This window comes from Candidatus Caldatribacterium saccharofermentans, from assembly GCF_050267035.1.
Taxonomy (GTDB): domain Bacteria; phylum Atribacterota; class Atribacteria; order Atribacterales; family Caldatribacteriaceae; genus Caldatribacterium; species Caldatribacterium saccharofermentans.
In genome coordinates, this window is sequence record NZ_CP187957.1 from 2,084,609 (window position 1) to 2,111,055 (window position 26,447).

28 protein-coding genes are annotated in these 26,447 nt (G+C 52.8%); 22 read left to right on the forward strand and 6 right to left on the reverse strand.

Annotation, left to right across the window (positions count from 1 at the left end; genetic code table 11):
* The first annotated feature begins 12 nt into the window (after positions 1-12).
* Positions 13-408 (forward strand): YlbF family regulator, encoded by a 396-nt coding sequence (locus ACPT9Q_RS10670; protein WP_017872912.1) that lies wholly within the window; start codon positions 13-15, stop codon positions 406-408.
* On the opposite strand, the gene ACPT9Q_RS10675 is transcribed toward ACPT9Q_RS10670, so the two are convergent.
* From ACPT9Q_RS10675 to ACPT9Q_RS10695, 5 genes are read right to left on the reverse strand one after another with little or no spacing between them, the layout of a single operon-like run.
* Positions 372-1,139: a hypothetical protein gene (locus ACPT9Q_RS10675; RefSeq protein WP_427365829.1), complete on the reverse strand. Its 768-nt coding sequence runs from the start codon at positions 1,137-1,139 to the stop codon at positions 372-374. The two genes, ACPT9Q_RS10670 and ACPT9Q_RS10675, sit on opposite strands and share 37 nt — an antisense overlap.
* 8 nt (positions 1,140-1,147) lie before the next feature.
* Positions 1,148-2,065, reverse strand: a complete 918-nt coding sequence (epsC, locus tag ACPT9Q_RS10680; protein ID WP_427365830.1) for a serine O-acetyltransferase EpsC — start codon at positions 2,063-2,065, stop codon at positions 1,148-1,150.
* A 10-nt stretch (positions 2,066-2,075) separates the two neighbouring features.
* The gene (locus ACPT9Q_RS10685) at positions 2,076-2,303 is read right to left on the reverse strand and encodes an anti-sigma factor family protein (protein WP_427365831.1); all 228 of its coding nucleotides are present in this window, start codon (positions 2,301-2,303) and stop codon (positions 2,076-2,078) included.
* Entirely contained in the window at positions 2,282-2,875 is a 594-nt protein-coding gene (locus tag ACPT9Q_RS10690; RefSeq protein WP_427365832.1) for a sigma-70 family RNA polymerase sigma factor, read from the reverse strand. Before ACPT9Q_RS10690 ends, ACPT9Q_RS10685 begins: the two co-directional genes overlap by 22 nt.
* A gap of 12 nt (positions 2,876-2,887) precedes the next feature.
* Entirely contained in the window at positions 2,888-3,190 is a 303-nt protein-coding gene (locus tag ACPT9Q_RS10695; RefSeq protein WP_017872907.1) for a hypothetical protein, read from the reverse strand.
* A 155-nt stretch (positions 3,191-3,345) separates the two neighbouring features.
* Here ACPT9Q_RS10695 and ACPT9Q_RS10700 point away from each other — a divergent pair, with 155 nt between their 5' ends.
* From ACPT9Q_RS10700 to ACPT9Q_RS10730, 7 genes are all read left to right on the forward strand, one after another.
* Positions 3,346-3,414 carry a hypothetical protein gene (locus ACPT9Q_RS10700; protein ID WP_427366767.1) on the forward strand — a complete coding sequence of 23 codons (69 nt, stop codon included), beginning with the start codon at positions 3,346-3,348 and terminating at the stop codon, positions 3,412-3,414.
* Between the two features lie 99 nt (positions 3,415-3,513).
* The gene (locus ACPT9Q_RS10705; RefSeq protein WP_017872906.1) at positions 3,514-4,038 is read left to right on the forward strand and encodes a ferritin family protein; all 525 of its coding nucleotides are present in this window, start codon (positions 3,514-3,516) and stop codon (positions 4,036-4,038) included.
* 44 nt (positions 4,039-4,082) lie between these two features.
* Entirely contained in the window at positions 4,083-4,253 is a 171-nt protein-coding gene (locus ACPT9Q_RS10710; protein WP_017872905.1) for a hypothetical protein, read from the forward strand.
* A gap of 196 nt (positions 4,254-4,449) precedes the next feature.
* Entirely contained in the window at positions 4,450-5,508 is a 1,059-nt protein-coding gene (locus ACPT9Q_RS10715) for a substrate-binding domain-containing protein (RefSeq protein WP_427365833.1), read from the forward strand.
* A 62-nt stretch (positions 5,509-5,570) separates the two neighbouring features.
* Positions 5,571-7,073: an ATP-binding cassette domain-containing protein gene (locus ACPT9Q_RS10720; RefSeq protein ID WP_017872903.1), complete on the forward strand. Its 1,503-nt coding sequence runs from the start codon at positions 5,571-5,573 to the stop codon at positions 7,071-7,073.
* 15 nt (positions 7,074-7,088) lie between these two features.
* Positions 7,089-8,111: an ABC transporter permease gene (locus ACPT9Q_RS10725; RefSeq protein ID WP_427365834.1), complete on the forward strand. Its 1,023-nt coding sequence runs from the start codon at positions 7,089-7,091 to the stop codon at positions 8,109-8,111.
* Between the two features lie 10 nt (positions 8,112-8,121).
* Entirely contained in the window at positions 8,122-9,120 is a 999-nt protein-coding gene (locus tag ACPT9Q_RS10730; RefSeq protein ID WP_017872901.1) for an ABC transporter permease subunit, read from the forward strand.
* Between the two features lie 35 nt (positions 9,121-9,155).
* Here the strand turns inward: ACPT9Q_RS10730 and ACPT9Q_RS10735 are convergent, their stop codons facing one another.
* Positions 9,156-9,614: a redoxin domain-containing protein gene (locus ACPT9Q_RS10735; RefSeq protein WP_427365836.1), complete on the reverse strand. Its 459-nt coding sequence runs from the start codon at positions 9,612-9,614 to the stop codon at positions 9,156-9,158.
* A 104-nt stretch (positions 9,615-9,718) separates the two neighbouring features.
* Here ACPT9Q_RS10735 and ACPT9Q_RS10740 point away from each other — a divergent pair, with 104 nt between their 5' ends.
* The 14 genes from ACPT9Q_RS10740 (at position 9,719) to ACPT9Q_RS10805 (ending at position 26,445) form a co-directional block, all read left to right on the forward strand.
* The gene (locus ACPT9Q_RS10740) at positions 9,719-10,279 is read left to right on the forward strand and encodes an NAD(P)H-dependent oxidoreductase (protein ID WP_026137259.1); all 561 of its coding nucleotides are present in this window, start codon (positions 9,719-9,721) and stop codon (positions 10,277-10,279) included.
* Complete coding sequence (aroF, locus tag ACPT9Q_RS10745; RefSeq protein ID WP_427365837.1) at positions 10,276-12,177, forward strand: 3-deoxy-7-phosphoheptulonate synthase; 1,902 nt, start codon at positions 10,276-10,278, stop codon at positions 12,175-12,177. The genes ACPT9Q_RS10740 and aroF overlap by 4 nt, the downstream gene beginning before the upstream one ends.
* A gap of 89 nt (positions 12,178-12,266) precedes the next feature.
* Entirely contained in the window at positions 12,267-15,044 is a 2,778-nt protein-coding gene (locus ACPT9Q_RS10750; RefSeq protein ID WP_427365839.1) for an efflux RND transporter permease subunit, read from the forward strand.
* Positions 15,044-15,808, forward strand: coding sequence for an outer membrane lipoprotein-sorting protein (locus ACPT9Q_RS10755; RefSeq protein WP_427365840.1), 765 nt, complete (start codon positions 15,044-15,046; stop codon positions 15,806-15,808). Before ACPT9Q_RS10750 ends, ACPT9Q_RS10755 begins: the two co-directional genes overlap by 1 nt.
* A 10-nt stretch (positions 15,809-15,818) precedes the next feature.
* Positions 15,819-17,084 (forward strand): DUF1302 family protein, encoded by a 1,266-nt coding sequence (locus ACPT9Q_RS10760; protein ID WP_427365842.1) that lies wholly within the window; start codon positions 15,819-15,821, stop codon positions 17,082-17,084.
* A gap of 8 nt (positions 17,085-17,092) precedes the next feature.
* Positions 17,093-17,668 carry a TetR/AcrR family transcriptional regulator gene (locus ACPT9Q_RS10765; protein WP_427365844.1) on the forward strand — a complete coding sequence of 192 codons (576 nt, stop codon included), beginning with the start codon at positions 17,093-17,095 and terminating at the stop codon, positions 17,666-17,668.
* A 9-nt stretch (positions 17,669-17,677) separates the two neighbouring features.
* The gene (locus ACPT9Q_RS10770; protein WP_017873546.1) at positions 17,678-18,718 is read left to right on the forward strand and encodes a GntG family PLP-dependent aldolase; all 1,041 of its coding nucleotides are present in this window, start codon (positions 17,678-17,680) and stop codon (positions 18,716-18,718) included.
* A gap of 2 nt (positions 18,719-18,720) precedes the next feature.
* On the forward strand, positions 18,721-19,059 hold the full coding sequence (locus tag ACPT9Q_RS10775; RefSeq protein ID WP_427365846.1) for a hypothetical protein: 339 nt from the start codon (positions 18,721-18,723) through the stop codon (positions 19,057-19,059).
* A 136-nt stretch (positions 19,060-19,195) separates the two neighbouring features.
* Positions 19,196-20,449 carry an AAA family ATPase gene (locus tag ACPT9Q_RS10780; protein ID WP_051040777.1) on the forward strand — a complete coding sequence of 418 codons (1,254 nt, stop codon included), beginning with the start codon at positions 19,196-19,198 and terminating at the stop codon, positions 20,447-20,449.
* Positions 20,450-20,551: 102 nt separating this feature from the next.
* Positions 20,552-21,253 (forward strand): deoxyribose-phosphate aldolase, encoded by a 702-nt coding sequence (gene deoC, locus ACPT9Q_RS10785; protein ID WP_427365848.1) that lies wholly within the window; start codon positions 20,552-20,554, stop codon positions 21,251-21,253.
* Positions 21,254-21,276: 23 nt separating this feature from the next.
* Positions 21,277-23,400 carry an FAD-dependent oxidoreductase gene (locus ACPT9Q_RS10790; protein ID WP_427365849.1) on the forward strand — a complete coding sequence of 708 codons (2,124 nt, stop codon included), beginning with the start codon at positions 21,277-21,279 and terminating at the stop codon, positions 23,398-23,400.
* A gap of 122 nt (positions 23,401-23,522) precedes the next feature.
* Positions 23,523-24,290, forward strand: coding sequence for a GntR family transcriptional regulator (locus ACPT9Q_RS10795; RefSeq protein ID WP_427365851.1), 768 nt, complete (start codon positions 23,523-23,525; stop codon positions 24,288-24,290).
* Positions 24,291-24,304: 14 nt separating this feature from the next.
* Positions 24,305-25,294: an ROK family protein gene (locus tag ACPT9Q_RS10800; RefSeq protein WP_427365852.1), complete on the forward strand. Its 990-nt coding sequence runs from the start codon at positions 24,305-24,307 to the stop codon at positions 25,292-25,294.
* The gene (locus tag ACPT9Q_RS10805) at positions 25,291-26,445 is read left to right on the forward strand and encodes a Gfo/Idh/MocA family oxidoreductase (protein ID WP_017872743.1); all 1,155 of its coding nucleotides are present in this window, start codon (positions 25,291-25,293) and stop codon (positions 26,443-26,445) included. The genes ACPT9Q_RS10800 and ACPT9Q_RS10805 overlap by 4 nt, the downstream gene beginning before the upstream one ends.
* The last annotated feature ends 2 nt before the right edge of the window (positions 26,446-26,447 follow it).

Consider the following 26,447-nt stretch of genomic DNA (forward strand, 5'->3'; position numbering starts at 1 on the left):
TGGAGGTGTCACGTGCATATCGTTCTTCCCCAATCTTTGAAGGATGCCATTCGGTCGCTGGTGGAACAAATCGTCTGTACCCAACCTTTCCAGGACTTTGAGAACACCCGTTCCATGCTCTCAAAGAATACCGAAGCATTGCGGCTTCTTGAGCGCCTTGAGGAGGAGCAGAGGTCCTTGAGCCGAATTGCCCTCCAGAGGGACCTTGTCGACGAGGACTTTGCCGGGATTGAGCAGGCTCGCCAGGAAGCACTCTCTCACCCGGTGATTCTGGCGTATTTTCAGGCTCAGGATCGTCTGGTTTCCCTCCTTCAGGAGATTAACAACGAAATGAGTGCCCTTTTAGGTTTTGACTTTGCCTCTTCTGCTGCTCAGCCTGAGCGGGAACTCGAAGAAGGCTGGGAGTAGATAGCCTCTTCAAGACGTAAAAGTAGCACTCGTTCTTTCCCCATACAGGGAAGGCGTTCAAGGAGTGTTTTTCGCTCGTCGAATTGGAACGTTCGGCATTCTTCTGGTGGTGAAAAGGAGTCGGGGATGGCAAGCCCTGCATAGAGGGTGTGCCATCCCATCTCTTTGAGTTTCTGGGCTACGGAAGAGCTGCAAATCTCGTCAACAGACTGGTGCTTTTTGATGAGCGTGCACCGGCCAGAGGTCAGGTCCTCTCCCCACCCCAGGAGGTGTCCGCTTCTCGGCTCGAAGAAGACGCAGAACCGACAACAATCGAGGCGAGTCTGACAGCGGGGGCAGAAGACCGGTCTTCTTCGGACACCGATGCCTTCCCCAGGGAGTGCAACGAGGACGTGTTCGATCTCGATTTTGCAAAAGGGGCAAAGCAGAGAGCTGGGACGCGATACGTGGGTGATTGCTGGGGAGAGGGCGAGGAGTTGCTTTTTTTCTTCCCACGAGAGGTCAAGCCGCGGTTTGAGTTTCCACAGAAACTCCGGGTAGTGGATGGCGGCAACGATTCCGTAACCAAGACCCTGAAGAGGAGAGGCTCTCCTTTTCCAGGAGAAGACAGCGAAGTACAGAGCTGTAGAGAGGAAGAGAATAAACCAGGCAATTCCAACACTGCTGGAAACCCAGGAGGAAGGGAAGGCAATTCTGCTTCCCACCCAGCCTGCAAAGAACGCAAGATGCACCAGAAAACTCATTGGGTACGGTTTTCGATAATTCTCAGCCGGGGCTCTTCAATGACCACCTTGGTATTTGCCGGAATTGAGTGGGTGAGCCACACATTCCCCCCAACGACACTTCCTCTTCCTATGACTGTCTCGCCTCCTAAGATTGTCGCTCCTGCATAGATGGTTACGTTGTCCTCAATGGTCGGGTGACGTTTCCTCCCACGGATGATTTTCCCGCGTTCGTCTTTCGGAAAAGAAAGCGCTCCAAGGGTCACGCCCTGGTAGATTTTTACGTTGTCTCCAATTTCACAGGTCTCGCCGATAACCACTCCCGTTCCATGGTCGATAAAGAAACTCCGACCTATTTTGGCTCCGGGGTGAATATCGATGCCTGTGATGCTGTGAGCATATTCAGTCATCATTCTGGGGATAAGGGGAATACCCTGGACAAAGAGTTCGTGAGCCATGCGATAGATGGAGATGGCAATGACACAAGGATAACTCAGGATCACCTCTTCGATGCTTTTTGCTGCGGGGTCTCCGTCGAAAGCAGCCTGAACGTCCTCGTCGAGCATTTCCCGAATCATCGGGAGCTTTTCAAGGAAACGCCGAGTTTCTTCGCAGGCTCGTTCTTCACAGGAGCGAGAAGTCTCCTCCATGGCTTTTGGATCACTCCGGAGGGCCTTGGAGATTTCCTGACTCAAAGCAACAAAGAGGTGGTCAAGTTTGCACCCCACAAAGTACTCCACATTTGCCCAGCACATATGGGTGTTACCAAGATACCCGGGAAAGAGCAGCCCCCGAAGTTCTTCGGTAATCCAGATGACTTTTTCCCGCGAAGGAAACTCTCGTTCCTCGCTACAGGTGATACGGGGTGTTTTCCGGTAACTTTCCACCAAGGCCTTTGCGATGTGCTCAACAGGAACTCTTTGGAATCCCTTCACGGTTATCACCTCAAAACTGGGCAATAACACCTTCTATTCTGGCGATCAGGGCCTCGGGCACGTGGTCGTTTTGACCATTATGCCGCACCATATCCCAGAGGAGGCGTTCGAACTCATACCGCTCGCAGCATTTCCGACACAAAGCCAGATGCTCTTCAATGGCCCTCCGTTCTTCTTCAGTGAGAACTTCTCCATCAAGGTAAAAATAAAGTTTTTCTACAAGGTCTTTGCAGTCCATCCCTTCTCGTTCTCCTTCTCCATGCCGGTTTTTCGTGTGGAGTACTCCCAGAGCAGCTTCTGGAGCAGCTTTCGCCCCCGGTGGAGGCGGGACATCACTGTGCCTATGGGGATGTCTAAGATTTCAGCTGTTTCCCTGTACGAAAAACCTTCAACGAGGGTGAGCACGACAACCGCACGGAATTCAAGAGGCAGAGATTCGATGGCCCGGAGGATATCCTCCCGGGTGAGCGTGTTAAGCAGAGCCTCCTCAGGGGTGACACCTTCAAAGGAGGGCTGAAAAGAAGACTCATCTTCCATCTCTTCAAGCGATGGCGCTTTCTGCCGATCTCTGAGGCGGTAGTAGTTATTGATAAAGGTATTGGTGAGAATTTTGAAAATCCAGGCCCGGAAGTTCGTTCCTTCTTCAAAGCGGTCAAAAGCGGCAAAGGCTTTAGTTACAGCCTCCTGGACCAGATCCTCGGCGTCCTCGCGGTTTCTGGTCATGCGAAGAGCTGTACGGAAAAGCGCAGGGAGCTCAGGAACCAGAAGCTCTTGGAAAATCTTCTTTTGCTCCTCTTTCGTCTTCATCATTTTGACCAGGCCTCAGGAGTCCTTAAGGAAATCAGCGTTTTTCAACTTCTCAAGCTCTCTATGGAATTCGATAACCTCGTCAATGGTGATCTGTCCTCGAGGGGTCTCCTTGCGCCGCTTCTTGAAAATCTTTGCCACGTCTTCGATCTTCTCAAGACTGAAGGTGACTTCACCGAAGTCGCGGCAGTAAGGGCAAATGTATCGGATATACGCTGAACCTCGATACGCTGGAATCTTATAGATACCAATCTCAGTGACATCTTCAAGGCCAATAGTGGCCTTGCAGTGCTTGCACTTGAGAGGGAGTTCGGGCATTGCTTCCTCCTCTGAGCTCTTTTTGGGATATTCTATCAGGGAACCGCGAATAAGACAAGTTTCGGAATGGTTAAGAAGGAAAGCGAAGGAGGTGAGATCTACCGGGGTTTATCATCCATGGACACTGGGCTTCACACCATCACTTTGATCTTCGTTTGGAAGGAGACAGAGTTTTGCAGAGTTTCGCAACTCCCAAGGGCATTCCCCAGATGAGGAGAGAATGAGGTTGGCTATTCAGTGGAGGATTATCCGCTTTCTTATTTTGGGGAGGGACTCTTGAAGGATATGGAAAGTGGATAGTATGTACGAAAGGAGGAAGAAACATGAATCTTGAAGTCATTTTCGAGTTTGCTCTGAAGATGGAAGAGGATGGACGGCAATTCTACCTCAGCGGGATTTCTCGGGTCGCGAATCCCCTGAGTAAAGAAGTGCTGAAACGTCTGGCCGATGAGGAGCTCGTTCATATCGAGAGGATCCAGGAAGGTTTTGAGCGTATCAGTAAGGGACAGCAGTTCGTTTTCGAGAGCTGGGGGGGTATTCGAAAATCCACGCGGGAGTACTTCGAGAACATCTTTACCGAAGCCCAGAAACACACAGAGAAGCTTATCCCTCCTACAAGCGAAGAGCTCGATATTCTCCAGACGGCTATGGACCTTGAATCCAAAGCCCACAGGTTCTATGTGGAGAAGAGAAAGGAAGTTCAGGAGAAGGATGTTCAGGACTTCCTAGATTTTCTGGCCTCAGAAGAATACCGCCACTACAACCTCCTCTTCAATACCTACGAATATCTGCGCAGTCCGGAGGAGTGGCATTTTGGAGAGGAAAAGCCTATTTTTGAAGGTGGCTGATTTGTTATAATTAAGGCATCACAATCCAAAAGGAGGGATGCATCATGGTTCGAGTGCTCCTCACCATCTACAGCTGGCTTCTGCTTATCATGGGGATTCTCGGGCTTATCCCGGGATTGAACATCGGTACGGAGCCAGTCTGGCATGCTCTTGTGAAGATTATTCTGGGTATTGTGGGTATCTGGGTGTCAATGGCGAAAAAGAAGGAAGGATGACTGTTCTGCCCGTACCCTCTCCAGGGTACGGGCAGAAATTTTTTTAAGGCGCGGAGCCTTGAATTCATATTAAGATATTGTTATAATGTATGGCAAATTCGTGAGTTCTGATTGAAGGAGGTGAGATACTGAGCAAAAAGTGCAGGATAAAAGGCAGAATCTCTCGACCAAAATACCCAAAAGGGGGTAGGACGGAATGACTCAGAGGCGTGGTTTCCGAATGTTTGTTCTTTTGGTGAGTCTTTTCTGCTTCCTTCTGGCGCTTGGGGTGTCCCAGGCACTGGCCCAGAAGAAGCTCCCCGTTGTGGGTATATCCACTGGGTCTTCCGGGACTTCCTGGCGTACCATCATGATCAACGGCCTGGAAGAAGTGGGTAATGAGTACAAGGCGGCGGGGAAAATTGCCGATTTTAAGATCGTCAACAACGTTGTCAATGGTGATGCTACAGAGCAGGCCAATATCCTCCGCGATTTCATTGCCCAGGGTGTGGACATCATTCTTGTGAACCCCAATTCCCCCACCGCCCTGAACGCAGTTATCGAGGAAGCTCAGGAGGCGGGAATCCTTGTTGTGGCTTTTGACGCTACAGTGACTGCACCAAATGTCATTAATGTCACCCTTGACCACTACACATGGATGAAGAAAAATGTGGAGTGGATTTGTTCCACACTGCAGAAGGGGAATGTCATTCAAATCTACGGCCTTGAGGGACATCCTGCGGACAATGACCGCCGCAGAGCCGTTTACGAAGTGCTCAAGCAGTATCCCGATATCAAACTCATTGCCGATACAAGTGGGTACTGGGACCAGACAAAGGCTAAAGAAGTTGCAGCCCAGATCATCGCCTCTGGTCAGCAGATTGACGGGGTCATCACTCAGGATGGGATGGCGTATGGTGTTCTTTCGGCCTTTCTCGATGCTGGAAAACTTCCCAAGGTCATGTTTGGTGATCCGGGAACTGCTTTCTTCAAAGAGTGGAAGAAACTCCGCGAAGCCGGGGCAGATTTTAAGGCCTGTACTCAGCCGAACCCGCCGGGAATTGGTGGTACTGCCTTCCGTATTGCTCTGCAACTCTACAACGGGAAACAGTTCAAGCCAGGTGTTCTCGTAGATAACACCTTCTTCTACAAAGTGAGCATGTTCATTACCGATGAGAATTTCGACGAGGCATGGGAGCTTTTGAAGGACAAACCTGATGATTACCTCTTGACCGAGATCATGCCTGAAGAAGTCGTCGCCGAACTCTTCGAGTGATACCCAAAGCGCTGGAGGGCTCTCCCTCCAGCGCTTTTCTTTATCAGGGGAGGGAATGTTCGTTGGTCATCCTTGAAGCCAGGGGCGTTCGAAAATCCTTCGGTGGTGTTGTAGCGCTTTCGGACGGAAACCTCCGTTGCCAGCAGGGAAAGATCACGGGACTTCTTGGGGCAAACGGCTCGGGGAAGAGCACCATGTCCAAGATTATCGCTGGAGTGTACAGGCCCGATGGAGGAGAAATATGGTACAAGGGACGGCTGGTGCACTACAGGAACCCGAGTGAAGCAAAAAGAGATGGTATTGCCCTTGTCTTTCAGAACCTCAGCCTTGTTCCCGATCTCACGGTGTGGCAGAACGTTGTGCTGGGCATGGAGAAGAGCCGGGGTATCTTCCTTGACAACCAGGAGGCAAAACGGATTGCGAGAGACATTCTGAGCAAACTCTTGCCAGGTCTTGACATTACTAAGAAGGTGTATGAACTCGGTCCTGGAGAGATGCAGATTGTGGAGATTGCCAAGGCAATAGCCGAGAAGCCACAGCTCCTCATCCTTGACGAGCCTACAGCGGCCCTTGAACATACCCAGGTTAAGAGTCTCTTTGCTTACATGCGAGCCCTGGCAGAAAGTGGTGTGGCTATTGTCTTCACCTCCCATCGTCTCTGGGAAGTCATGGAGATCTGCGATGACGTTACCATTTTCCGGAACGGTGCCACGGTAGCATATATTGATTTCAACCGGGAAGAGAAGGACCCTGAAACCATCATTGGTCACATTACTGGGGAAACCGTTCGACCTTCGCTGGCAGAAAGAACCTCTGGGGAAAAACCCGAGTCCTGTGAGGTTCTCCTTAGAGCCCGCGTCAGAAGCAGGGTAAAGTCTCTGCGAGATGTTTCTCTGGAACTTGCAAAAGGAGAGATTCTTGGCATCGGTGGTCTTGCTGGTCAGGGGCAGAATGAGTTGCTCTATGCCCTGGCGGGAAGCTTCCCTGGGGTGCAGTGCGAGGTGGAAATAGAAGGGAGGAAAATTGTCCTCCGTCGCCCTCAGGATGCTATCCAGAATGGCATACTTCTTGTTCCTGGAGACCGGCAGAAAGAGGGCCTCTTTCTCGAGCATTCAGTGTACAGTAACATGGTTTTCCCCAAGTTCGGTTCCCCCCGGCATCCTGTGATTATTCCCGGAAAGAAGTACCGGGAAGAGTGTGAGGACATTGTTCGACTCCTCTCTATTAAGGTTTCTAGCCTTGATGCTCCGGTGAGTACGCTTTCTGGAGGTAACCAGCAGAAAGTTGTTGTGGGAAAATGGCTTTCTTTCGATGTCAAGGTTTTCCTCCTCGCTGATCCGGCAAAGGGTGTGGATATTGGTGCCAAAAGGGACCTGTACGAATACATTAGACGTCTGGCAAGAGAACGGGGTATCGGCGTTGTCCTTTACGCCAGCGACCACGAGGAGTTAGCCCAGTACGCGGATCGGGTTCTCGTCATGTACGAGGGTGACATTGTGGCCACACTGACGGGAGAAGACATCAGCGAAGAGGCTATCACCGCTGCTTCTGTACGAGCCCGGTAAAAGGGGAGAGGTTGTATGGATGCGGCACGGAAGAGTATCGTTGTCCTGTCTTTCGAAGTTCTGAAACGCGCCCTGCTTCAGCCCGAAACCTCTAGTCTCTTGATGTTCTTTGTGCTCTTTGGTATTACCGCTATTTTGCAGAAGAATTTCTTCGAAGCCAAGTCTATTGTTCGAACCATCAACTCTTTCGCTCCCCTGATTCTCCTTGCTATGGGGCAGGCCATTGTCGTCGTTTCTGGGGGAATTGACCTTTCTTCTGGAGCAGCATTGTCGCTGCTCACCTGTGTGCTCACCACGGTTATGAGAAGAGATGACCCGGTAACGGGTGTCTATGCACTCATCATAGCATTCCTTGTAGCTCTGGGCACCGGTGTGGTAAACGGCCTTGGTATTGGGTATCTGCGGATTCCACCGGTTATTGTGACCTTTGCCACATCTTATGCCTGGCTCGGAATTGCGCTTTTCTTGCGCCCAACCCCGGGCGGGGAAAGCGTTCCTTGGTTTAGGGTGTTTTACAACATGCGCGTGGTTGAAGGTGTCCCCGAAGTACTCAAAAGCCTTGGGAACTACGTTCCTCCGGCTCTCCTCTTAATTGTTGGGGCATGCGTTCTGTGGTACGTTGTGAGTCGAACCCGTACTGGACGGTACATCTACGCCGTGGGAAGTAATATCGAGAGCACCTACGTGAGTGGTATCAATACGGGAAAAACACAGATGCTTGCCTGTATGCTCAACGCCATTTTGATTTTCCTGGCAGCTCTCTTCTTTGTTGGCCAGAACCAGACTGGCGATGCCCGCATGGGGGGACCCTTGACGCTTCGGTCCATCGCTGCGGTGGTTGTGGGAGGAATTGCTCTTTCTGGTGGTCGGGGGAGCGTGTACCTTGCCATTGTGGGTGCGCTCATTCTTGGATTTGTGGGAAGGATCATCTTTTTTGCCAATGTTCCCAATGCGTACCAGACCCTGGTTTCGGGCATCATTGTCATTGCTGCCATTGCAGGTCCGGCGTATGCCACCCTGCGTCGAGAACTCCGTTAAGGTGAGATGTATGGAGACATTCCTGAAAAAAACGTCCCCCTGGTATGGATGGATTCTGGGTTCCTGGTTCCCTGTACAGTACCGGAAAGCCTTTGCCATCCTCCTTCTCACTGTTCTTTTGTACGTTGGTGGTGGTGTAATCGTTCCAGGATTTTTAACCCTTGAGCAAATCCTTTTAACCCTGAAACTCGCGTCCTTCATTGCCCTTTTTGGTCTCTGCCAGATGATTGTCATTGTTGCAGGAGGTGGGGGGTTGGATCTCTCTGTGGGGTACACAGCAACGCTCACTGCAGTGCTCACTGCAAGCATCATGGATGGGCGGAATGCCTATCTCTGGGTGGCGCTCCTTGTGGCTTTGGTTCTTGGGCTTTTGGTGGGACTTGCCAACGGGGTACTCACGTCGTACCTAAAACTGCCTCCACTTGTGGTCACTCTGGCAATGGCAGATATTCTTCAGGGAATTGTGAACGCTTATGTAGCGGGGAAGGCCATCACAGGGAGGCCATCGCCAGTCCTTGTGACCCTTGCCGCAAAGTTAACTGGAGTGTTCCCAAACATCCTCTTTGTGCTCATTCCGGTAGCTGTTCTCGCGATACTGGTTTTTGAGAGGACGAAGTGGGGGCAAGTTCTTTTCGGTGTCGGTGCCAATGAACGGACGGCGTATCTCTGTGGCATTGACGTCAAAAAGGTTCGATTTCTGACATTTGTGGCAAGTGGTATCCTGGCAAGCCTTATTGGACTCCTTCTTCTCGGAAACATGGGGATCGCTTTCAAAGATATGGGATCGAACTACGTCATGCCGAGTATTGCTGCTGTGGTGGTTGGAGGAGTGCCGCTTACCGGCGGTGGGGGGAGCTATTTTGGGGTCATTTTGGGCTCAATTTTCCTCCAGACGCTGATCAATCTCCTTACCGCTCTTGGCCTTGGTGATGCCGGAAAGTGGTTGGGATTCGGTATCATTCTTTTTGCCATGCTGAGCGTGTATGCCGGTAACCGGCGAAGCCGCTGAAACCCTCTGGGGTCCCAGAGGGTTTCAGCTTCCAATTAGAGGCTTTCGAGAACCTTGAGAATCTCTCCAATACTGGGCCGTTCAGAAATGGGGTACACTTTGACCCATCGAATGGTGTGCTCTCCATCGAGGATGTACACAGCTCGCTCTGAGAAGCCGTCATCTTTCCTGAAAACCCCATACATCTCTGCGACTTCGCCATGGGGCCAGAAGTCCGAAAGGAGAGGGGTATGTTTTACCCCAATCTCTCTGGCCCAGGCATGCTTGGCTGGTACCGGATCAACGCTGATACCCAAAGCAACAGCGTTGAGTGCATCCAGTTGCCCTTTGATGCTCTCCAGGTCCTGCATCTGGTAAGTACATATACGAGTGAAGGCCAGAGGGTGAAAGGAGAGAACAACTTTCCTGCCGCGAAGGCTTTCAAGGGTAACGACGTTCCCATGCTGATCCTTCAGAGCAAAAGTTCTGGCCTTTTCACCAATGGGGATGGGCATTCTGATCGCCTCCTTTTCTTCTTCCAAATTTTGGTTTTCTTCTTCAACCAGGAAAGGCGGATTTTATTCTGAAAGTCGTGTAGAATTGAGGAGGGTGATGTTTTTTGAAGATTCTGGGTATTCGCGGTAGTCCCCGTAGAGGGGGGAATAGCGATGTGCTCCTTGAGTGGTTTCTTTCTTCTGGGTTTTCTGATGCGGAGATTCTCACTCCCTCTCAGCTTCATATTCAGTTTTGCCGGGGCTGCCGGTACTGTGAAGCCATGGGAAAGTGCGTCATTCAGGATGACATGGCCGTGGTAGTCGAGAAGCTCCTTGCGGCAGATAGAGTCGTGGTGAGCACCCCGGTGTTCTTCTATGGCCTTCCTGCTCCTTTTAAGGCACTGGTGGACCGGGCACAGGTGCTCTGGGCAAGGCGATATCTTTTTAAGGAGAACATGAAACCTAAGAAAGGTTTTCTCCTGGCGGTGGGAGCAACAAGGGGAGAGAGGCTTTTTGAAGGAGTGGTATTGACCATAAAGTACTTCTTTGACGCCTTCCGGTGCTCGTATGAGGGAGGGCTGTTCTTTCGGGGTTTTGATGCTCTCGCTTCGATAAGAGAATGCCATACCTGCCAGGAGGAAACGAGGGCCAGTGGCCGATTCTTTCTTCGGGGTGAGGACGCGTGATTGTTATTGGGCATCGTGTTCTTGATGAGAAGGAAAAGCGTGAACTTGAGGAGATCCTCCGACATCGTGGCTTCATGGTGCACTTTGTGGATTTTGATGGAAAAAAGACGATTGTGGTCAGCGAGCGGACTTTCCCCGTTTCTGAGGTCCTCCCCGCCTCCTTTGTGGAACGGGTGATTGACCTTGAGACATCCTTTCAGCTGGCCCATCGTGCTTTCCTGCCACAGGGCACTGTGGTGCGGGTTGGGGACGTTGCCATAGGTGGGGAAACCGTGGTGGTCATTGCCGGGCCCTGTGCGGTGGAGTCGCAGGACCAGCTCTTCCGCACCGCAGAAGTGGTGAGGCGTTTTGGGGGCCATATCCTTCGGGGAGGAGCCTTTAAGCCCCGCACTTCCCCGTATAGCTTTCAGGGACTGGGAGAGGCAGGACTTGAAATCCTTGCCAAGGCCCGGGAACGTTTTGGCCTTCCCGTGGTTACTGAGGCGACGAGTCCCGAGAATGCTGAACTCGTGGCTGCGTATGCGGACATGATTCAAATTGGTGCCCGGAACATGCAGAATTTCGAGCTTCTCAAAAAGGTGGGAATGTTGCGGAAGCCCGTTCTCCTGAAGCGAGGCATGTCCGCCACTGTTGAAGACCTGCTTCTTGCGGCAGAGTACATTCTGAGTCTTGGGAACTTTCAGGTGGTTCTCTGCGAGCGGGGCATCCGGACCATTGAGCGCTTCACCAGAAACACCCTGGACCTCACCGCTATCCCGGTGGTGAAAGAGCTCTCACACCTTCCCATCGTGGTGGATCCAAGCCACGGTACGGGCCTCAGGGAGAAGGTCATCCCCATGGCGAGGGCTGCTGTGGCCTGCGGAGCAGATGGTGTTATGGTGGAAGTGCATCCAGAGCCGGAGCGAGCGCTCTCTGACGGCCCTCAGAGCCTTCGCTTTGAGCAATTCCGTAAACTCATGAGGGACCTCGAGGTGATCAGCGTTCTTGTGGGCCGGGAACTCAAGCGAGAGGACATTGCTGGAATCGTACCGTGCTCTGGAAGGACCTCCAGAGGCCCAAACCCTGAAAAGCCGAGGGTGGCATTCCTTGGGGAGCAGGGATCCTTCAGCTCCCAGGTGGCTCGACGTTCCTTCGGGGAGGACGTGGAACTTCTTCCCTGCCAGAACTTCCGTGAGGTTTTTGAGCGTGTGGTGAGGGGTGAAGCAACTCACGGAGTGGTTCCCCTAGAGAACACCATTACGGGGAGCATTCACCACAATTTTGACCTCCTTCTGGAGTTTCCGGAAACGTTCATCGTCGGCGAGCGTTTCATCCGGGTTTCCCAGCACCTGGGGCTTTACCCAGGAACAGCGAGAGACACCCTTCGGGTGCTCTTTGCGCATCCTCAGGGGTTTGCCCAGTGTGGGAAATTCCTCGAGCGTCTTAAGGGCGTGCGGATCATCAATGTAGGGAGTACGGAAGAAGCGGCCCGGAGGACTGCTGAGTTTGGTCCTGGGAGTGGCTGCATTTCAAGCGATGAGGCCATTGCCAAATATGGTCTTGAGAAGGTGGAAGAGGATATCGAAGATAACCCTCGAAACTTCACTCGTTTCATCATCATTGCCACGCGTTTTGAGCCCCTTCCTGAACACGATAAGGTTTCCTGCGTCTTTGCCCTCCGGAACTACCCGGGGGCGTTGTACGAGGCTTTAGGGGTGTTTGCCCGAAGAGGTGTGAATCTCTTAAAGCTTGAATCCCGTCCATTCATAGGAAGGCCCTGGGAGTACCTCTTTTACGTGGACTGGGAAGGAAATCTGGTCGAGGAGAAGTACCGGCAGCTCCTTGAAGAACTGAGAACCCGGAGCACTTTCCTCAGGGTTCTGGGAAGTTACAGGAATGCCTGGAAACTCGAGGTGTGACATCCAGCTCCAGGGTTGTGGAAAGGGAGATGTAAGAGTATAATTTTCGACTGAACGGTCGGTTTACAGTTCTCTGGAGGTGGTAATGGATGGAGCGCCTCGCCCGGTGGGTTCGGAAGTACGCCTGGCCTATTCTTGGAGCAACCCTTTTCCTCACTCTGCTTTTCCTCTGGAAGCTACAGAGCATCCGCTTTGAAGACGACGTCACCAAGTATGTTCCTGAAAGCGACCCTGAAGTGTCGTTTTACAACACCCTGGAGGAGAAGTTTTCCGGTTTTCAGAAAAAGAGCATGATCGTGGCTTTAGAATTTGACGACCTTTTCACCCCCGAGCGCCTCGCCCTTCTCCAGAATGTGGTGGAGAAAATCGAGAGTCTCCCCGTAGTTCAGAAGGTTACCGCCCTCACGAATATGCCGGAAATCCTCACTACAGAATACGGCATCGAGGTCCGGGAAGTCGTGGAGGCCCTCCCCGAAAGCCATGAAGAAGCCCGGGCACTCCGGGAACGCTTGGTGGGTAACGACCTGGTGTGGGGGAAGATCGTGACCCCCGACGGCAGGGGGACCATTATTGTGGTCTCCTTTTTCGACAACGTTGACCAGGGGCAGGCCATCCGGGATGTGACGGAGGTGGTACGTAGCGAAATCCCCCCGGATGTTCGGGTGACCTTCTTTGGGGCACGCATTATCATGGAAGAGATGTCGAAGGACGCCCAGAGGAACATGCGGCTTCTGACACCTGTGGCGGGAGGTGTACTCCTTGCCATCCTCTGGTTTGGGTTTCGGAGTATTCGGGGAATGCTCTTGCCCATTTTTGTGGCTCTGCTTTCGGCCCTCTGGGCTATGGGTGTTGCGGTGTTTCTGGGAAAATCCTTCACCGTCATTTCGGCTTCGCTCCCTGTGCTCTTACTCGCCCTGGTCAGTGCTTATGGCATACACTTTATCAATCGTTACTATGAGGAACGGAGAATTGCAGAGAGCAAAGAGGCAGTGGAGCGGGCACTGCAGGGTGTTTTTCTGCCCATTCTCATGAGCGCTCTGACGACAATGGGCGGATTTTTGTCTTTGCTCACCGCCGAGATCCGGCCAGTTTCCGATTTTGGCCTCTATGCGGCTTTAGGCGTCTTCTTCGGCATGGTTCTTTCGACTTTTTCCCTGGGGGCATTCTATACGGTTTTCCCTATCCGGTACGTTCCCCATCACCTGGAGCATTCTGGAGAAAACGGGGGAGACTATTTCCACCGATTCTTGCGTTTTCTGAGTCACTCCTTACTCCACCGGAAACGCGCTGTTGTGCTTTTTCTTGTGGCCGTTACGGGTATCCTCTGTGTCGGTATTCCCAGGATTCACGTGGAGACAACAATCCGAATGCAAATGGGAGCAGAGCATCCCATCACGAAGCTCGTCGAGTACTTTAAGGACCGCTTTGGGAGCACGGACTACAATTACCTTTGTGTGACTACAGAGAATATCAGGGAACCCTTTGTGCTCCGGGAGATGATCCGGGTTGCCCAGTACATGAAGAGATTCCAGAACTTCCAGGAACCTTCCTCTTTGGCTTCTTTTCTTTTGGATCTCAACGAGGCCATGGAGGGATGGCGAGCAATTCCCCTTGAGGAGGAGAAAATCAACAACCTGTGGTTCTTTGTGAACGATAATGAGTATCTGAAAGGGAGAATGACCGAGGATGGGCGGGAGACGTTCATCGAGTTCAAAGCCCGGGAAACGACCTCAGCAGAGCTCAGGGAAGAACTCGAAAAAGCACGGGCATTCCTTGAGAGCCGTCCAAAGCGAGTGAAGCGGGTTCCCCTTGAGATTGCCGAAGCCCGAGAATTCCTCGCAAAGACTATTATCGAGGATCTCGGCCTTTTTGGTGTTTCCCTTCCTCAGGAGAAAGCCCGCGCCGTTGTTCTTGAATTCCTTGAAAAACCCTGGCAGGAATTTATCAGGAAAGACGACCAGTTTGTTCAGCGGGTTGTCCAGGATGCTCGCCTTGAAATTGAAGATCTGGGCCTTGAGGAAGAGGCGGTTTGCGCGGCGCTCGTTGAGAGCCTTGCTGGAAACCTCCCCCTTCCGAGAGTTTTTGAAGAGCAGCTTGGCCTTGATGCCGAGAGCGCCGAGTACCTGGGGAGTGTTCTTGAAACATCTCTTGAGCGGGTGGCCAAAAGGGTAAAGGTTGAGACCTTGCGGGAAAAGCTGGAAGAACTTTCAGGTGTTCGTTTTGAAGAGAGCCACGACTTCGCACTGTATGAGGTCCTCGACGAGGCGGTATACCTTGAGGCGGAGGATGGCGATATAACGGTTGCCTACAGGATTACTGGGACTCCGATTATCGCCAACCACATCAACGAAATGCTTTTCAGCCAGCAGGCCAAGAGCATGCTCCTTGCCCTGGTGATTGTCTTTGGCCTTCTTGTGTTGCAGCTTTTGTCTCTACGACGGGCAAGTGTCGCCATGGTTCCTATTCTACTTACCGTGGTGACGTCTTTTGGAGTGATGGGGTGGTTCCGTATTCCGCTTAATGTAGCCACTCTCATGGTGGCGAGCATTGCCATTGGCGCAGGCATTGATTACGCTATCCACTTCACGGCCCGCTGGTACAGAGAAATTGCGCAGAACCCTGGAACTCGGGCTCTTCAGGCAACGCTCACCAATACGGGCAGAGGTATTCTGCTGAACGCCCTGGGTGTTGCCGGGGGTCTCTATGTCCTTGCCCTTTCTCGCATCCATATGTTGCGGATTTTTGGTTCCCTGGTGGCAACGGTGCTCCTCATCGGGGTTTTCTACACCTTCCTTGCTTTGGCTCTCCTGCTACACCTTGAGGAGTACCTTGGAAACAATAAAGCACGACAAAGGGGGAATGCCTGATGAAGCGCGGTATTGTTCTGATTCTCTTTGTGCTGCTTCTCCTTTTTGTCACAGGTTGTGTGTTCGCCCTTACCGCCTCGGAGATCCTCGATGAAATGGAAGCGCGCCGGACGCGATTTACAACTCAGAAGACCGTGGGCAGAATTGTGCTTGTTGATGCTTCGGGGAAAGAGGAAGCACGGGAAATGGTCATGTACTCTAAGGATGAAGGGGAAGACAAGGTCTCCCTCATCTTTCGTTTCTTGAGTCCTGCGGATGTCAAGGGGGTTACGCTATTGAGTCTTCGAAACGGCGAGAAAATCTATCTCTACATGCCAGCATACAAGAAGGTTCGCCTTATTGCTGGCTCGAGCAAGAGCGAAAAGTTCATGGGAACGGATTTTACCTACGACGATCTCTCCGGAGGCTACGGCAAGGAGGATTACGAGAGCACGCTGAAAGGGGAGGATGACACCAACTACTACCTTGAGCTTATCCCTAAAAAGGCGGACTCAAAGTACGGAAAGCTCAGTATGACCGTGGACAAGGAGAAGTTCTATTTCAAAAAGATTGACTTCTTCGATACCGCCGGAAACCTCTGGAAAACGCTGGAAGTTCATGAGGTTCGGGAAAGGGAAGACGGGAGTATTCAGATTCTCAAGCTTTCCCTGAAAGACGTGAAGGAAAACCATGCAACCATCATGGAGGTTTCATCCATCGAGGAGGATATTCCTCTACCTGATGATTTCTTCAGCGTCCGCACCATTCAGCGGCCGACATTATGAGGTGACGCCAATGAAACGGTTTCTGGCAGGAGTGGTTGTTCTCCTTTTTGGCTGTGTTCTGGGCCCGGCCTGGGCTCTTGAAACCCAAGGGAACGTTGTGGCTTTCAGCTCCTACAGCTTCCAGGAGAGGGATCTCGACTATGGCATAAAGGTGAATTTTTCTTCCACCATACCTCTGGACAGCCGCTATTTCGGCAACGTGGAACTTCTCCTGAAGTACCAGGACGAGAACAATATTCGCCCCTTGCGGGTGCGGGAGGTCAGTTTCCAGGGAGTTCAGGCCCCCTGGGATACAACAGACTTCCGGGTAGGGCTTCTTGAGGTTACCTGGGGAGCTTCAGACGTCATGAGCCCTGTGGACGTCCTGAATCCCCGCCCGTTCTCCCGGGATCTCAGCGCGGATGTCCTTGAGGAGAAGATTCCCGTTCCGGCACTTGACTTTGAGTGGTATCTTAACGCCACCTGGTCTCTGGAGTTTTTCTACCAGCCGAGGTTTGTGGCCAATTTCGTCCCCGAATTTGTGGAGAAACAATTCCTTCTTCCCTCTCTCCTCCCTTTTGGGGTGGACCCACAGAGGACGAATGTGGTCATCACCAGGGATGAGCCACCGGTGAGCTTTTCTTCCCCTATCTGGGCTCTCCGGGCCCGGGGGTCAATGGGTGCTTTTGACGTTGCTTTGAGCTACATTCAGGGATATTTCCTTTCATCGTACCCCCGAAAAACCACCATTACCCTTCTTCCCGAAGGCCTGTGGGACGTTCAGGTGCATTCGGGGTATCCGAAAAGGTCTGTCCTCGGTCTGGAGTTCCAGGGGACCCTTGCCGGGATAGAGGGACTCACTCTCCGGGGAGACGTGGCCTTTGTGGTCCCCGAAAAGTGGATGCATACTGTGACCCTTCCCCAGGGAGGAGAGGTTCAAATCCCCGTTTTCGATACCCCGTACTGGAAGGCAAGTCTTGGAGTCGACTATTCCTGGAACAACACCTATGTGAATCTCGCCTACCTCCTGGGGAACTTCTGGGAAGAGGGAGAGCGGGTTTCCCCGTACGGGTATTTCCATGTCGACTGGCAGAGCGAAGACGGGAAGTGGAAGCCTTTTCTGAATTGCGTTACAAGTTTTGAAGATGGAAGCACGGTATGGATGCTTGGAACAGAATACAAACCAAGAGGTAATTGGCATGTTACCTTGACGTATTCCGTCTCTTCAGGCGCCCAGGGGAGCAAACTGGGTAGCGTTGGTGAGGGTATTGCTCTTGAGGTAAAGTACAGCTTCTGAGGTGGTGAGTGTTGGAGGACACGAAGAGAAAGATTCTTGAAGCGGCGAAGAAGATTTTCGCCGAGAAGAGTTTTTTCGATGCCACTCTCGAAGACGTAGCCGCCCTTTCGGGGGTGAAGAAATCCACGATTTACTATTACTTTGAGAGTAAGCTTGACCTCCTCATGAAAGTCATTCAGGAGGTTTTTGAGGAACTCGCCGAGGCCTTAGAGAGTACCCTTCCCAGGGGTAATGCTAAAGAGATTCTAGCAAGGATTGTGGATTGCTACTGTGAGTTTTTCTCAGAGAAAAGGGATCTCCTTTTTGTGTTCCAGCGCGCTGCCTTTGACCTTCTGAGTCACGATGAGGCCTGTCGGCGTTTCCAGGAAGTCGCCCAGAGGTTCCAGGAGATTCGGAAGAGGATAGCAGAGAAAATTGGGGAAGTGACCACGAGGACCGGGAAGAAAATCCCGGGAGATGCGCTCTTGCGGATGGTTGCCGCAAGCATTGGAGGGTACTGTATTGAGGAGTTGAAAGAGGGACGGACTATTACTCAGGATGACAAGGAAATCCTCAAAGAGGTTTTCACTGCCTTTCTGACCTGAGGTGAGACGATGAAGAGGAAAATCATTGACCTCCGCCGGGATACCATCACCCTTCCCACAGAGGAAATGAAGCAGTTTGCCTTTCAAGCTCCCTTGGGAGATTCCGTGTACGGCGAAGACCCCATGCAGAACGAGCTTGAATCCCTGGCGGCGTCCCTTCTGGGGAAGGAAGCGAGTATCTTTCTCCCCAGTGGCACCATGGGGAATCTCGTAGCCCTTCTCACCCATACCACTCGGGGGGATGAGGTTATTCTTGAAGAAAACGCCCACATTCGAACCTCGGAAACCGGAGGTATCGGGGCCATAGCGGGACTCATGGTACGGACGCTCCGGGGGGAGGATGGCGCTCCGGATCCCGATGACATTCGTCGGGCCATCCGCCCGCAGGATATCCACTATCCCCGCACTCGCCTCATTTGTCTTGAGAACACCCATTACCGCTACGGGGGTATCGTTCCTCCTCTTGAGAAGCTCAGGGCTATCAAGCGCCTGGCAGAAGAGGCTGGATTACGGGTCCACCTCGACGGGGCCCGCCTTTTCAATGCGGCGGTGTACCTTGGGGTTCCTGCGAGAGACATTGCTGCCTGTGCGGATACGGTGATGATTTCCCTTTCGAAGGGTCTTGGTGCCCCGGTTGGCTCACTTCTTGCTGGACCGAAAGATTTCATCGAAGAAGCAAAGCGGTACCGAAAAATGCTTGGAGGGGGAATGCGTCAGACCGGGTGGCTCTGTGCCTGTGGGATTGTGGCACTCTCTCCGGAGAATATCGCTCGTCTTGAGGAGGACCATAGAAACGCTCGACTTCTTGCCGAAAGACTTGCAGAAATTGAGGGGCTTTCTGTGGACCTTTCCCGGGTGCAGACGAACTTTGTCCTGCTTCACCTGCACCGAAAGGACCTTGCTGCGCATCGCTTCGTCGAGCTTCTTCAAGAACGGGGTGTTCTGGCTACCCCGGTTTCTGCATCGCTTGTCCGGTTTGTGACCTCAAGAGAGGTAACAAGAGAGGACATCCTCGAGGCAGTGGAAGTTGTCAAAGAGGTGTTACGGTAGCGATGAGGCGTCTGGAGAATGTGGTGAAGAAGCTGCTCCATTCCCTTATCGATGCCTGTCCTCAACAGGGGTTCATTCCCCTCGAAGAGTATGCCTTCCAGGAAGCCGTAAAGGCGTATCTTGCAGACCTTTCATGCCTTGATGCAGAAGATATGGGAGCACTCCTCTCGGAAACGTCATTTCTTGGGATGCTGCAGCGGGCCACCGGGGGATACTTCCTTCAGTTCTCCCATCTCACGCTCCTTTGGCTTGTTGAGATTGAAAGGACCCTCGGGGTACTCCGGGAAGGACTGGCCCGAGCACTGGATCCCGGAGAGGTCTTTATTGCCTTGCAGGAATAAAAGCTTGTGTTCTTTTGCCCTGGGGAATATAATGTTACATGTAGAACAAGAGTTCTAAAGGAAGGGGAGAACGGCGGTTTTCAGAGAAGGAGAGCTCTTTGGAGTTCGGGAGGAAACAAAGCCCCTTGCCTTTCGAATGCGCCCCCGAACGCTGGATGAAGTCGTAGGACAGCCCCATCTTACGGGTCCCCAGGGGTTGCTGCGCCGAATTGTGGAAGCCCAATTTCTTCCTTCCCTCATTTTCTGGGGACCACCGGGAACGGGAAAGACCTCAGTGGCCTTTCTCCTTGCCGAAGCGTGTGGGTACCGCATGACTTCCCTGAGCGCGGTGGCTTCAGGGGTCAAAGAGATTCGGGAGGCGGTGCAGGAAGCCGAAAACGTTCTGAAATTCCAGGGGAAGAAAACCGTTTTCTTCATCGATGAAGTGCATCGCTTCCACAAGGGTCAGCAAAGTCTCCTTCTGCCTTACGTTGAGGAAGGGCTTATCACGTTTATCGGATCCACCACAGAGAACCCCTCTTTTGAAATCATCGCACCCCTCCTTTCCCGAGTGCAGGTCGTCGTCTTTCGGGAAATACCCTTTGAGGACCTTTTGCATCTCCTTCAACGTGCCCTTGAGGAAGAGCGGGGCCTCCGAGGGAAGGCTCCACCCTTTGAAGAGGAAGCCCTGCAGTGGATTGCCCGTCTTGCTGATGGTGATGCCCGCCAGGCGCTGAATATGCTCGAAACCGCTGCCCTCCTTGCGAGGCAGGAAGGCAAAAAGCGGGTTGACGTTGATTTCTTGCAGGGCCTTTTCCAGAGGGTCTCCTACCTCTACGATAAGTCAGGGGAGGAACACTATAACCTCCTTTCAGCCTACCATAAGAGTCTTCGGGGAAGTGACCCTGATGCGGCACTGTACTGGCTTGCACGAATGCTTGAAGCTGGAGAAGACCCCCACGCTATTCTTCGACGTCTCATTGCCTGTGCTTCGGAAGACGTCGGAAATGCCGATCCTCAAGCACTGCTCATTGCTCTGGCTGCTCGGGAGGCTTTCGATTTTCTCGGAGAACCTGAAGGGCGACTCGCTCTTGCACAGGCGACAGTCTATGTCGCCTGTGCTCCAAAAAGCAATGCTTCGTACCGAGCACTTCAGGAAGCCCTGGAGGATGTGAAGAAATACGGCTCACTCCCTGTTCCCTTGCACCTTCGCAATGCTCCCACCGGGCTTTTGCGGCAAATGGGATACGCCAAGGAATACCAGTACGTCCACGATTTTCCGGAAGGGTTTGTGCTTCAGGAGTACTTTCCCACCTCGCTGGGAAGGAGAGTGTACTATCGTCCCACCCAGCGCGGTTATGAGAAGGTTCTCGCAGAACGTCTGAATCTCCTCTGGGGAGAGCAGAAGTAGTCACCGCCAGGGATTTTCGCGAAGCCCCCTTGACGAGGCTGACGATGTTCTTCTACAATGAATAGCGATATCATGTTTTTATTTTGTTATTACAAAGGAGGTGTGGTGGTGGATTACACCTGTCAAGACATTGCCAAAATGATTGACCATTCTCTCCTTCGACCCGACCTCACCGATGAGGACATTGTGAAGGGATGTGAGATTGCCAGGAAGTACAACGTTGCCTCGGTGTGCTGTCGCCCTTCTGATGTAGCTCTGGCCAGAAAGCTCCTTGAGGGGAGCGAAGTCAAGGTTGGAGCCGTGGTTGGCTTTCCCCACGGTACTCACAAGACAGAAACCAAGGTCTTCGAGGCGGAACAGGCCATTCGCGATGGAGCAGAAGAACTCGACATGGTTATCCACATTGGGAAGCTCCGTTCCCGCGACTTCGAGTACGTGAAGCGGGACATCCAGGCAGTGGTCGAGGTTGCCCACCGGCACGGAGTCATCGTGAAGGTCATCCTTGAGAACTGCTACCTCACGGATGAATTGAAGCGCATCGGGTGCAGGCTCGCTGAAGAAGCGGGGGCTGACTTTGTCAAGACTTCCACAGGGTTTGGTCCTGGAGGCGCGACCATTGAGGACCTTATCCTGATGAGGCAGTCCGTTTCTCCAAAAGTCCAGGTCAAGGCGGCAGGGGGCGTTCGGGATCTCGATGCCGCCCTGAAGGTTCGGGAGGTGGGTGCCACGAGGTTTGGAGCAACGAGAACCGAAGAGATTATGGAGGAGTGCTACCGAAGAAAAGGAAAGGAAGAGTGCTGTTGAGTACAGCGAGAGGAGGCATTCCAGTGAAGAATCCATATTTCCCCCATCTTTTCTCTCCTATCGAGATTGGGAACTTTGTCGTTCCTAACCGGATTGTCCACGTACCTACAGATATCAGCTCGGCGAACGCCGACGGTTCGGTGAACGAGCGAGTTATCCGGTACCATGAGGAAATTGCCAAGGGGGGTTGCGGTTTCATCATTGTTGGCGCGACAACTCCCGACAAGGCAACAGGAAGACCCACTGTGACCTGCCTTGCAGCGGATGAAGATCCCATGATCCCCGGGCTTGCCCGTCTTGCCGAAGCAATGCACCGTCACGGAGCACGATGCGCTGTGCAGATCCAGCACCCCGGAAGGCAGGCAGCCTGGCCGAGGAAAGACCTTTTCTCTGCTACCGATATGGTGGTGTCCCTTCCTGGTTCTGCAGGACACGAAATCGTCTACGCCGAGGAAATTTCTAAGAAAGGGAAATCCATCCGGGCTATGACCATTGAAGAGATTTATGATCTCATTGAGAAATTTGCCGAGGCTGCCTGGCGTGTTCAGCAGGCGGGTTTCGACGCCGTGGAACTTCACGGAGCCCATGGATATCTCATTGCCCAGTTCATGAGTCCCTACATCAACCGGAGGAATGACCGCTTTGGCGGGAGTTTCATCAACCGGATGCGATTCGTTCTCGAGATTATTGACCGCATCAAGCGGAAGTGTGGGAAGAACTTCCCCATCGGTATCCGGTATTCTGGAGAAGAGTGGATCGAGGGTGGCAGGACTCTCGAAGAGAGCATTAAGATTGCCAAGCTGATGGAAGAAAACGGTGTGGCATTTCTTGACATCAGCGCTGGAACATTCGAGGTGCCCGGACCGACCATGGATCCCATGTACTACCCTCAGGGGTGGAACACCTATGCTGCCTGGGAAATCAAAAAACACGTTAAGATTCCCGTTATAACGAGCCATACTCTGCGAGACCCTGAGTACTGTGAGCGAATTCTCACCGAAGGAAAGGCTGACATGGTTGGGCTTTCAAGGCAACTCATTGCAGACCCCTACTGGGCGAACAAAGCCAAGGAAGGAAAGGTGAAGGAAATCCGTAAGTGCATCTCGTGCCTTGTGGGGTGTTGGCAGGAGTCCCTCATGATTAAGCGGGAATGCCGCTGTACGATTAACCCTGCGATGGGCGATGAGCGCTTTATCGATCTTCCAAAGGCCAGGAAACCCCTTCGGGTTGCCGTCGTCGGTGGGGGTCCAGGAGGTCTTGAGGCGGCAAGAATTGCCACCCTGCGGGGTCATGAGGTCACGGTATTTGAGAAGACCGGAGAACTGGGAGGAGCAATACTCCTCTGTTGTACCGTTCCGGGGAAAACGAAAATGCGCTGGTATGCTGACTGGCTACGGGAACAAATCACGCAGCTTGGTGTTACTGTGCGTCTTCGGACCGAACCTACTGTTGAGGATTTGAGGGCTTTCGACGTTGTTCTCGTAGCCACTGGCAGTAAGGTTCTTCGTCCTGATATTCCGGGTGTTGATCTGCCCTTTGTGGTTTCTTTTGACGAGGTTCTCCGGTGCAAGGCCAGAGGGTGCGCGTACTACCCGGGTGATAGGCCCGAACCGCTGGAATGTGGAGAAACAGTGCTCATCTGGGGGGATCACTTCGGAGCGGCAGACACTGCAGAGAAACTCGGGTTTGAAGGGAAGAAGGTCTACATTGTTACCGAAAACCGGGAGTTTGCTTCCTGGATGGAACCGTGTCACCGGGATGTCATGGTGAAACGTTTTGCAGGAGGAAATGGTGAAGCCCTCACCCTTCGTTCTTATAAGCATCCGGTAACGGTCTTTACCCAGACAACGGTGCTTGAGATTCGTCCTGAAGGAGAGGTTGTGCTTCAGGACAGTGAATTTAGACGAAAGGTGGTCAAGGTCGACCAGGTTATCCTTGCCAGGGTTGTGCCCAACGATGCCTTCTACAGGCAGTGCCTTGAAGCAGGACTTCTTGTTGGGAAAATCGGCGATGCAAAGGAAGTTCGCAATCTCCGGGGAGCCGTTACTGATGGAGCCAACGCCGGTCTCCTCCTTGAGGAGGATGTCATACTCAATGGCAACCTTGCCCTGGTAGCTTCCCTGCCCACAGAGGTAAAGGGGCGGTGAGCATTTCCCGGTACTCCCTGGGATGATGGCTGAAAGAAGGTGGGTACGGTATACTTAGAAGGCGTACTCCTCCCTCCCTCCCGGGAGGGAAAGGAATTTTTGAACAACAGGAGGGTGGAGCAATGCCTGAGATTCTTGAAGAGAGTGGTATTCCACTGTATCAGCAGCTGAAGAATATCCTCAAAGGCCAGATTCTCAGCGGGGTACTGAAACCGGGGGACCGGATTCCTCCAGAGACCGAGTTGTGCGCGAAATACGGGGTGAGCCGGATCACAGTTCGACAGGCCATTCACAGCCTCGTGGAGGAGGGATTTCTCTACCGAAAACAGGGGAAAGGAACCTTCGTCACCTCTCCGAAACTTCGCCGGAGGTTACCAAAGCTCTACAGCTTTACCGAAGACATGCTCGAGCTTGGCCTTCAGCCGAGTTCCCGGGTGCTTTCCTGCGAGGTGGTTACTGCGGATGACAAAATACGAGAAATCCTCCGACTCCCTGCGCAGGAGGAAAAGGTGAACCGGATTGTCCGGGTTCGCTGTGCCAACAACGAGCCGATTCTCCTTGAAACCACTGTTATTCCTCTGTATCTCTGTCCAGGACTTATCGAGGAAGACCTCGAGCGGGGGTCGCTCTATGCAGTGCTTCGAGAAAAGTATGGCCTTCTCCTCGACCACGCCTATGAAACCTATGAAGTTGGAAAGGTGAGAAAAGAGGAGGCGCAGCACCTTGAATGTCGCGTTGGCCTTCCGGCATTCATCATTGAGCGGGTTGCCTATCTCCGGAATGAGGTCCCTGTGGAATGGACGAAATCCGTGGCCCGGGGAGATCGCCTCCGCTTTACGGTTCTCCTTGTTGCCGATCAGGCTCAAATTCGCCGCCAGGTTGAAGTGTAGGAGGTTGGGAGACGATGGTGGCCAAGGCACTGTTTCTGGGAATTGACCTCGGGGGAACGAATACCAAAATCGCCCTTGTGGACAAGGATGGAGTGGTGCTTGAGCGAAGCGTCATCCCCACAAGGGCCATGCGAAGCGCACAGGAAGTCCTTGACGACATTGCCCAGGAGGCGCTCCAGCTTCGTCAAAGGTTCGAAGCCCGGGGGTTCAAGGTCTGGGCGGCAGGAATCGGCATACCGGGGCTCATTGACTGGAAAACCGGAGTGGGCATTCTTCTGCCGAATTTTCCTGGAAAGTGGCACGGTGTTCCGGTGAAGGAATGGCTGGAGAAACGCCTTGAGCTTCCCGTGGCAGTGATTAACGATGTTCGGGCAATTACCCTGGCGGAAAAACGATTTGGCGCAGGGAAAGTCGTCAACAGCATGGTCATGGTGGCCATCGGAACCGGCATCGGTGGGGGAGTTATCATCGACGGGGAGCTCTACATCGGAAAAGATGGAAGCGCTGGGGAATTCGGCCATATCACGGTGGAGCCCAATGGCATACGCTGTGGGTGTGGTAACCGGGGATGCCTTGAAGCGTACGCTTCGGGCCCAGCTATGGTGGCTCAGGCTCTGCGTGCTCTGGTGCAACAGAATGACACCCTGATTCGGGACCTTGTTGCCGATGACCTCACCCGGGTCACGCCAAAGGTCATTGCCGAGGCAGCACAGAAAGGAGACAGCGTGGCTCTGGAAATCATCGAACGGAGTGGGGCGTACATTGGACAGGCGCTCTCCTGTATTTGCGTGGTGGTGAACCCAGAGATGATCGTCATCGGTGGGGGTGTTGCCCAGGCGGGAGAGCTCCTTTTTGAGAGTATCCGCAAAGGCCTCCGGGAACGGCTTTTCATGGTTCCGGTTGACACCATTCAGTTCGTGCCCGCACAGCTTGGTCTTGATGCAGGGGTTATTGGGACGGCAACCTGGGCAAAGGAACGCCTGGAAAAGGGGGTTATAGGGTGAGAAGGACGCTGAAGGTTGGGGTTATTGGTACCGGGTTCATTGGTCCTGCCCATATCGAAGCAGCGCGACGAACCTTTCTTGCTGAAGTTGTGGCGCTTGCCGATATCAATGAAGACGTCGCTTGTCGTAAAGCGAACGACCTTGCGGTTGAGCTCTCCTTTGGGGATTATCAGGAACTGCTCCGGCAAGACCATATTGAGGTCGTGCATATCTGTACACCCAATCACCTCCATTACACCATGGCGAAGGAAGCTCTACTTGCTGGGAAACACGTGGTCTGCGAAAAACCTCTGGCTATGAACCGGAGAGAAGCCGAAGAGCTTGTGGAGCTTGCCGAAAAAGTCGGAAGGGTTCACGCGGTGCACTTTAACGTCCGGTTTTACCCCCTGGTACGGGAGGCACGTTCCCTGGTAAGCCAGGGGAAGGTTGGGAAGATTTTTGCCATCCACGGTTCATATCTTCAGGACTGGCTCTTTTATGAGACGGACTATAACTGGCGTTTAGAACCCGAACTCAGTGGACCCTCAAGAGCAGTGGCGGATATCGGTTCTCACTGGCTGGATCTTGTAGAGTACATTTCGGGACAGCGAGTGGTGGAGGTTTTCGCTGATTTTGCCACCTTCCACAAGACCCGGAAGAAACCCCTGAAGCCTGTAGAGACATACGCCGGAAAAATTCTGAAACCCGAAGATTACGAAACCGTCCCCATTACCACTGAGGATTACGCCAGTGTGCTCTTGCATTTTGACGGTGGTGCCCATGGGGTGATGACCGTGAACCAGGTAGCAGCCGGGAGGAAGAACAGAATCACCTACGAGATCGATGGATCTCTCTGTGCGCTCTTTTGGGATTCCGAGCGACCGAATGAGCTTTGGATTGGGAGAAGGGATAAGGCCAACGAACTCCTCATGAAGGACCCGTCTTTAGTGAGCGAAGCCACGCGTCAGATCATCTCTTTCCCTGGAGGGCACAACGAGGGCTTCCCGGATACCTCGAAACACTTCTTCCGGGAGGTATACTCTGCAATCCTTGAGGCCCGGTCAAGAGAGGAATGGACCTTCCCCACCTTTGTGGATGGGTTACGGGAGGTCGTCCTGTGTGAAGCAATCCTTGAGAGTGCCCGAAAAGGCACGTGGGTTCAGGTACGGTAGGA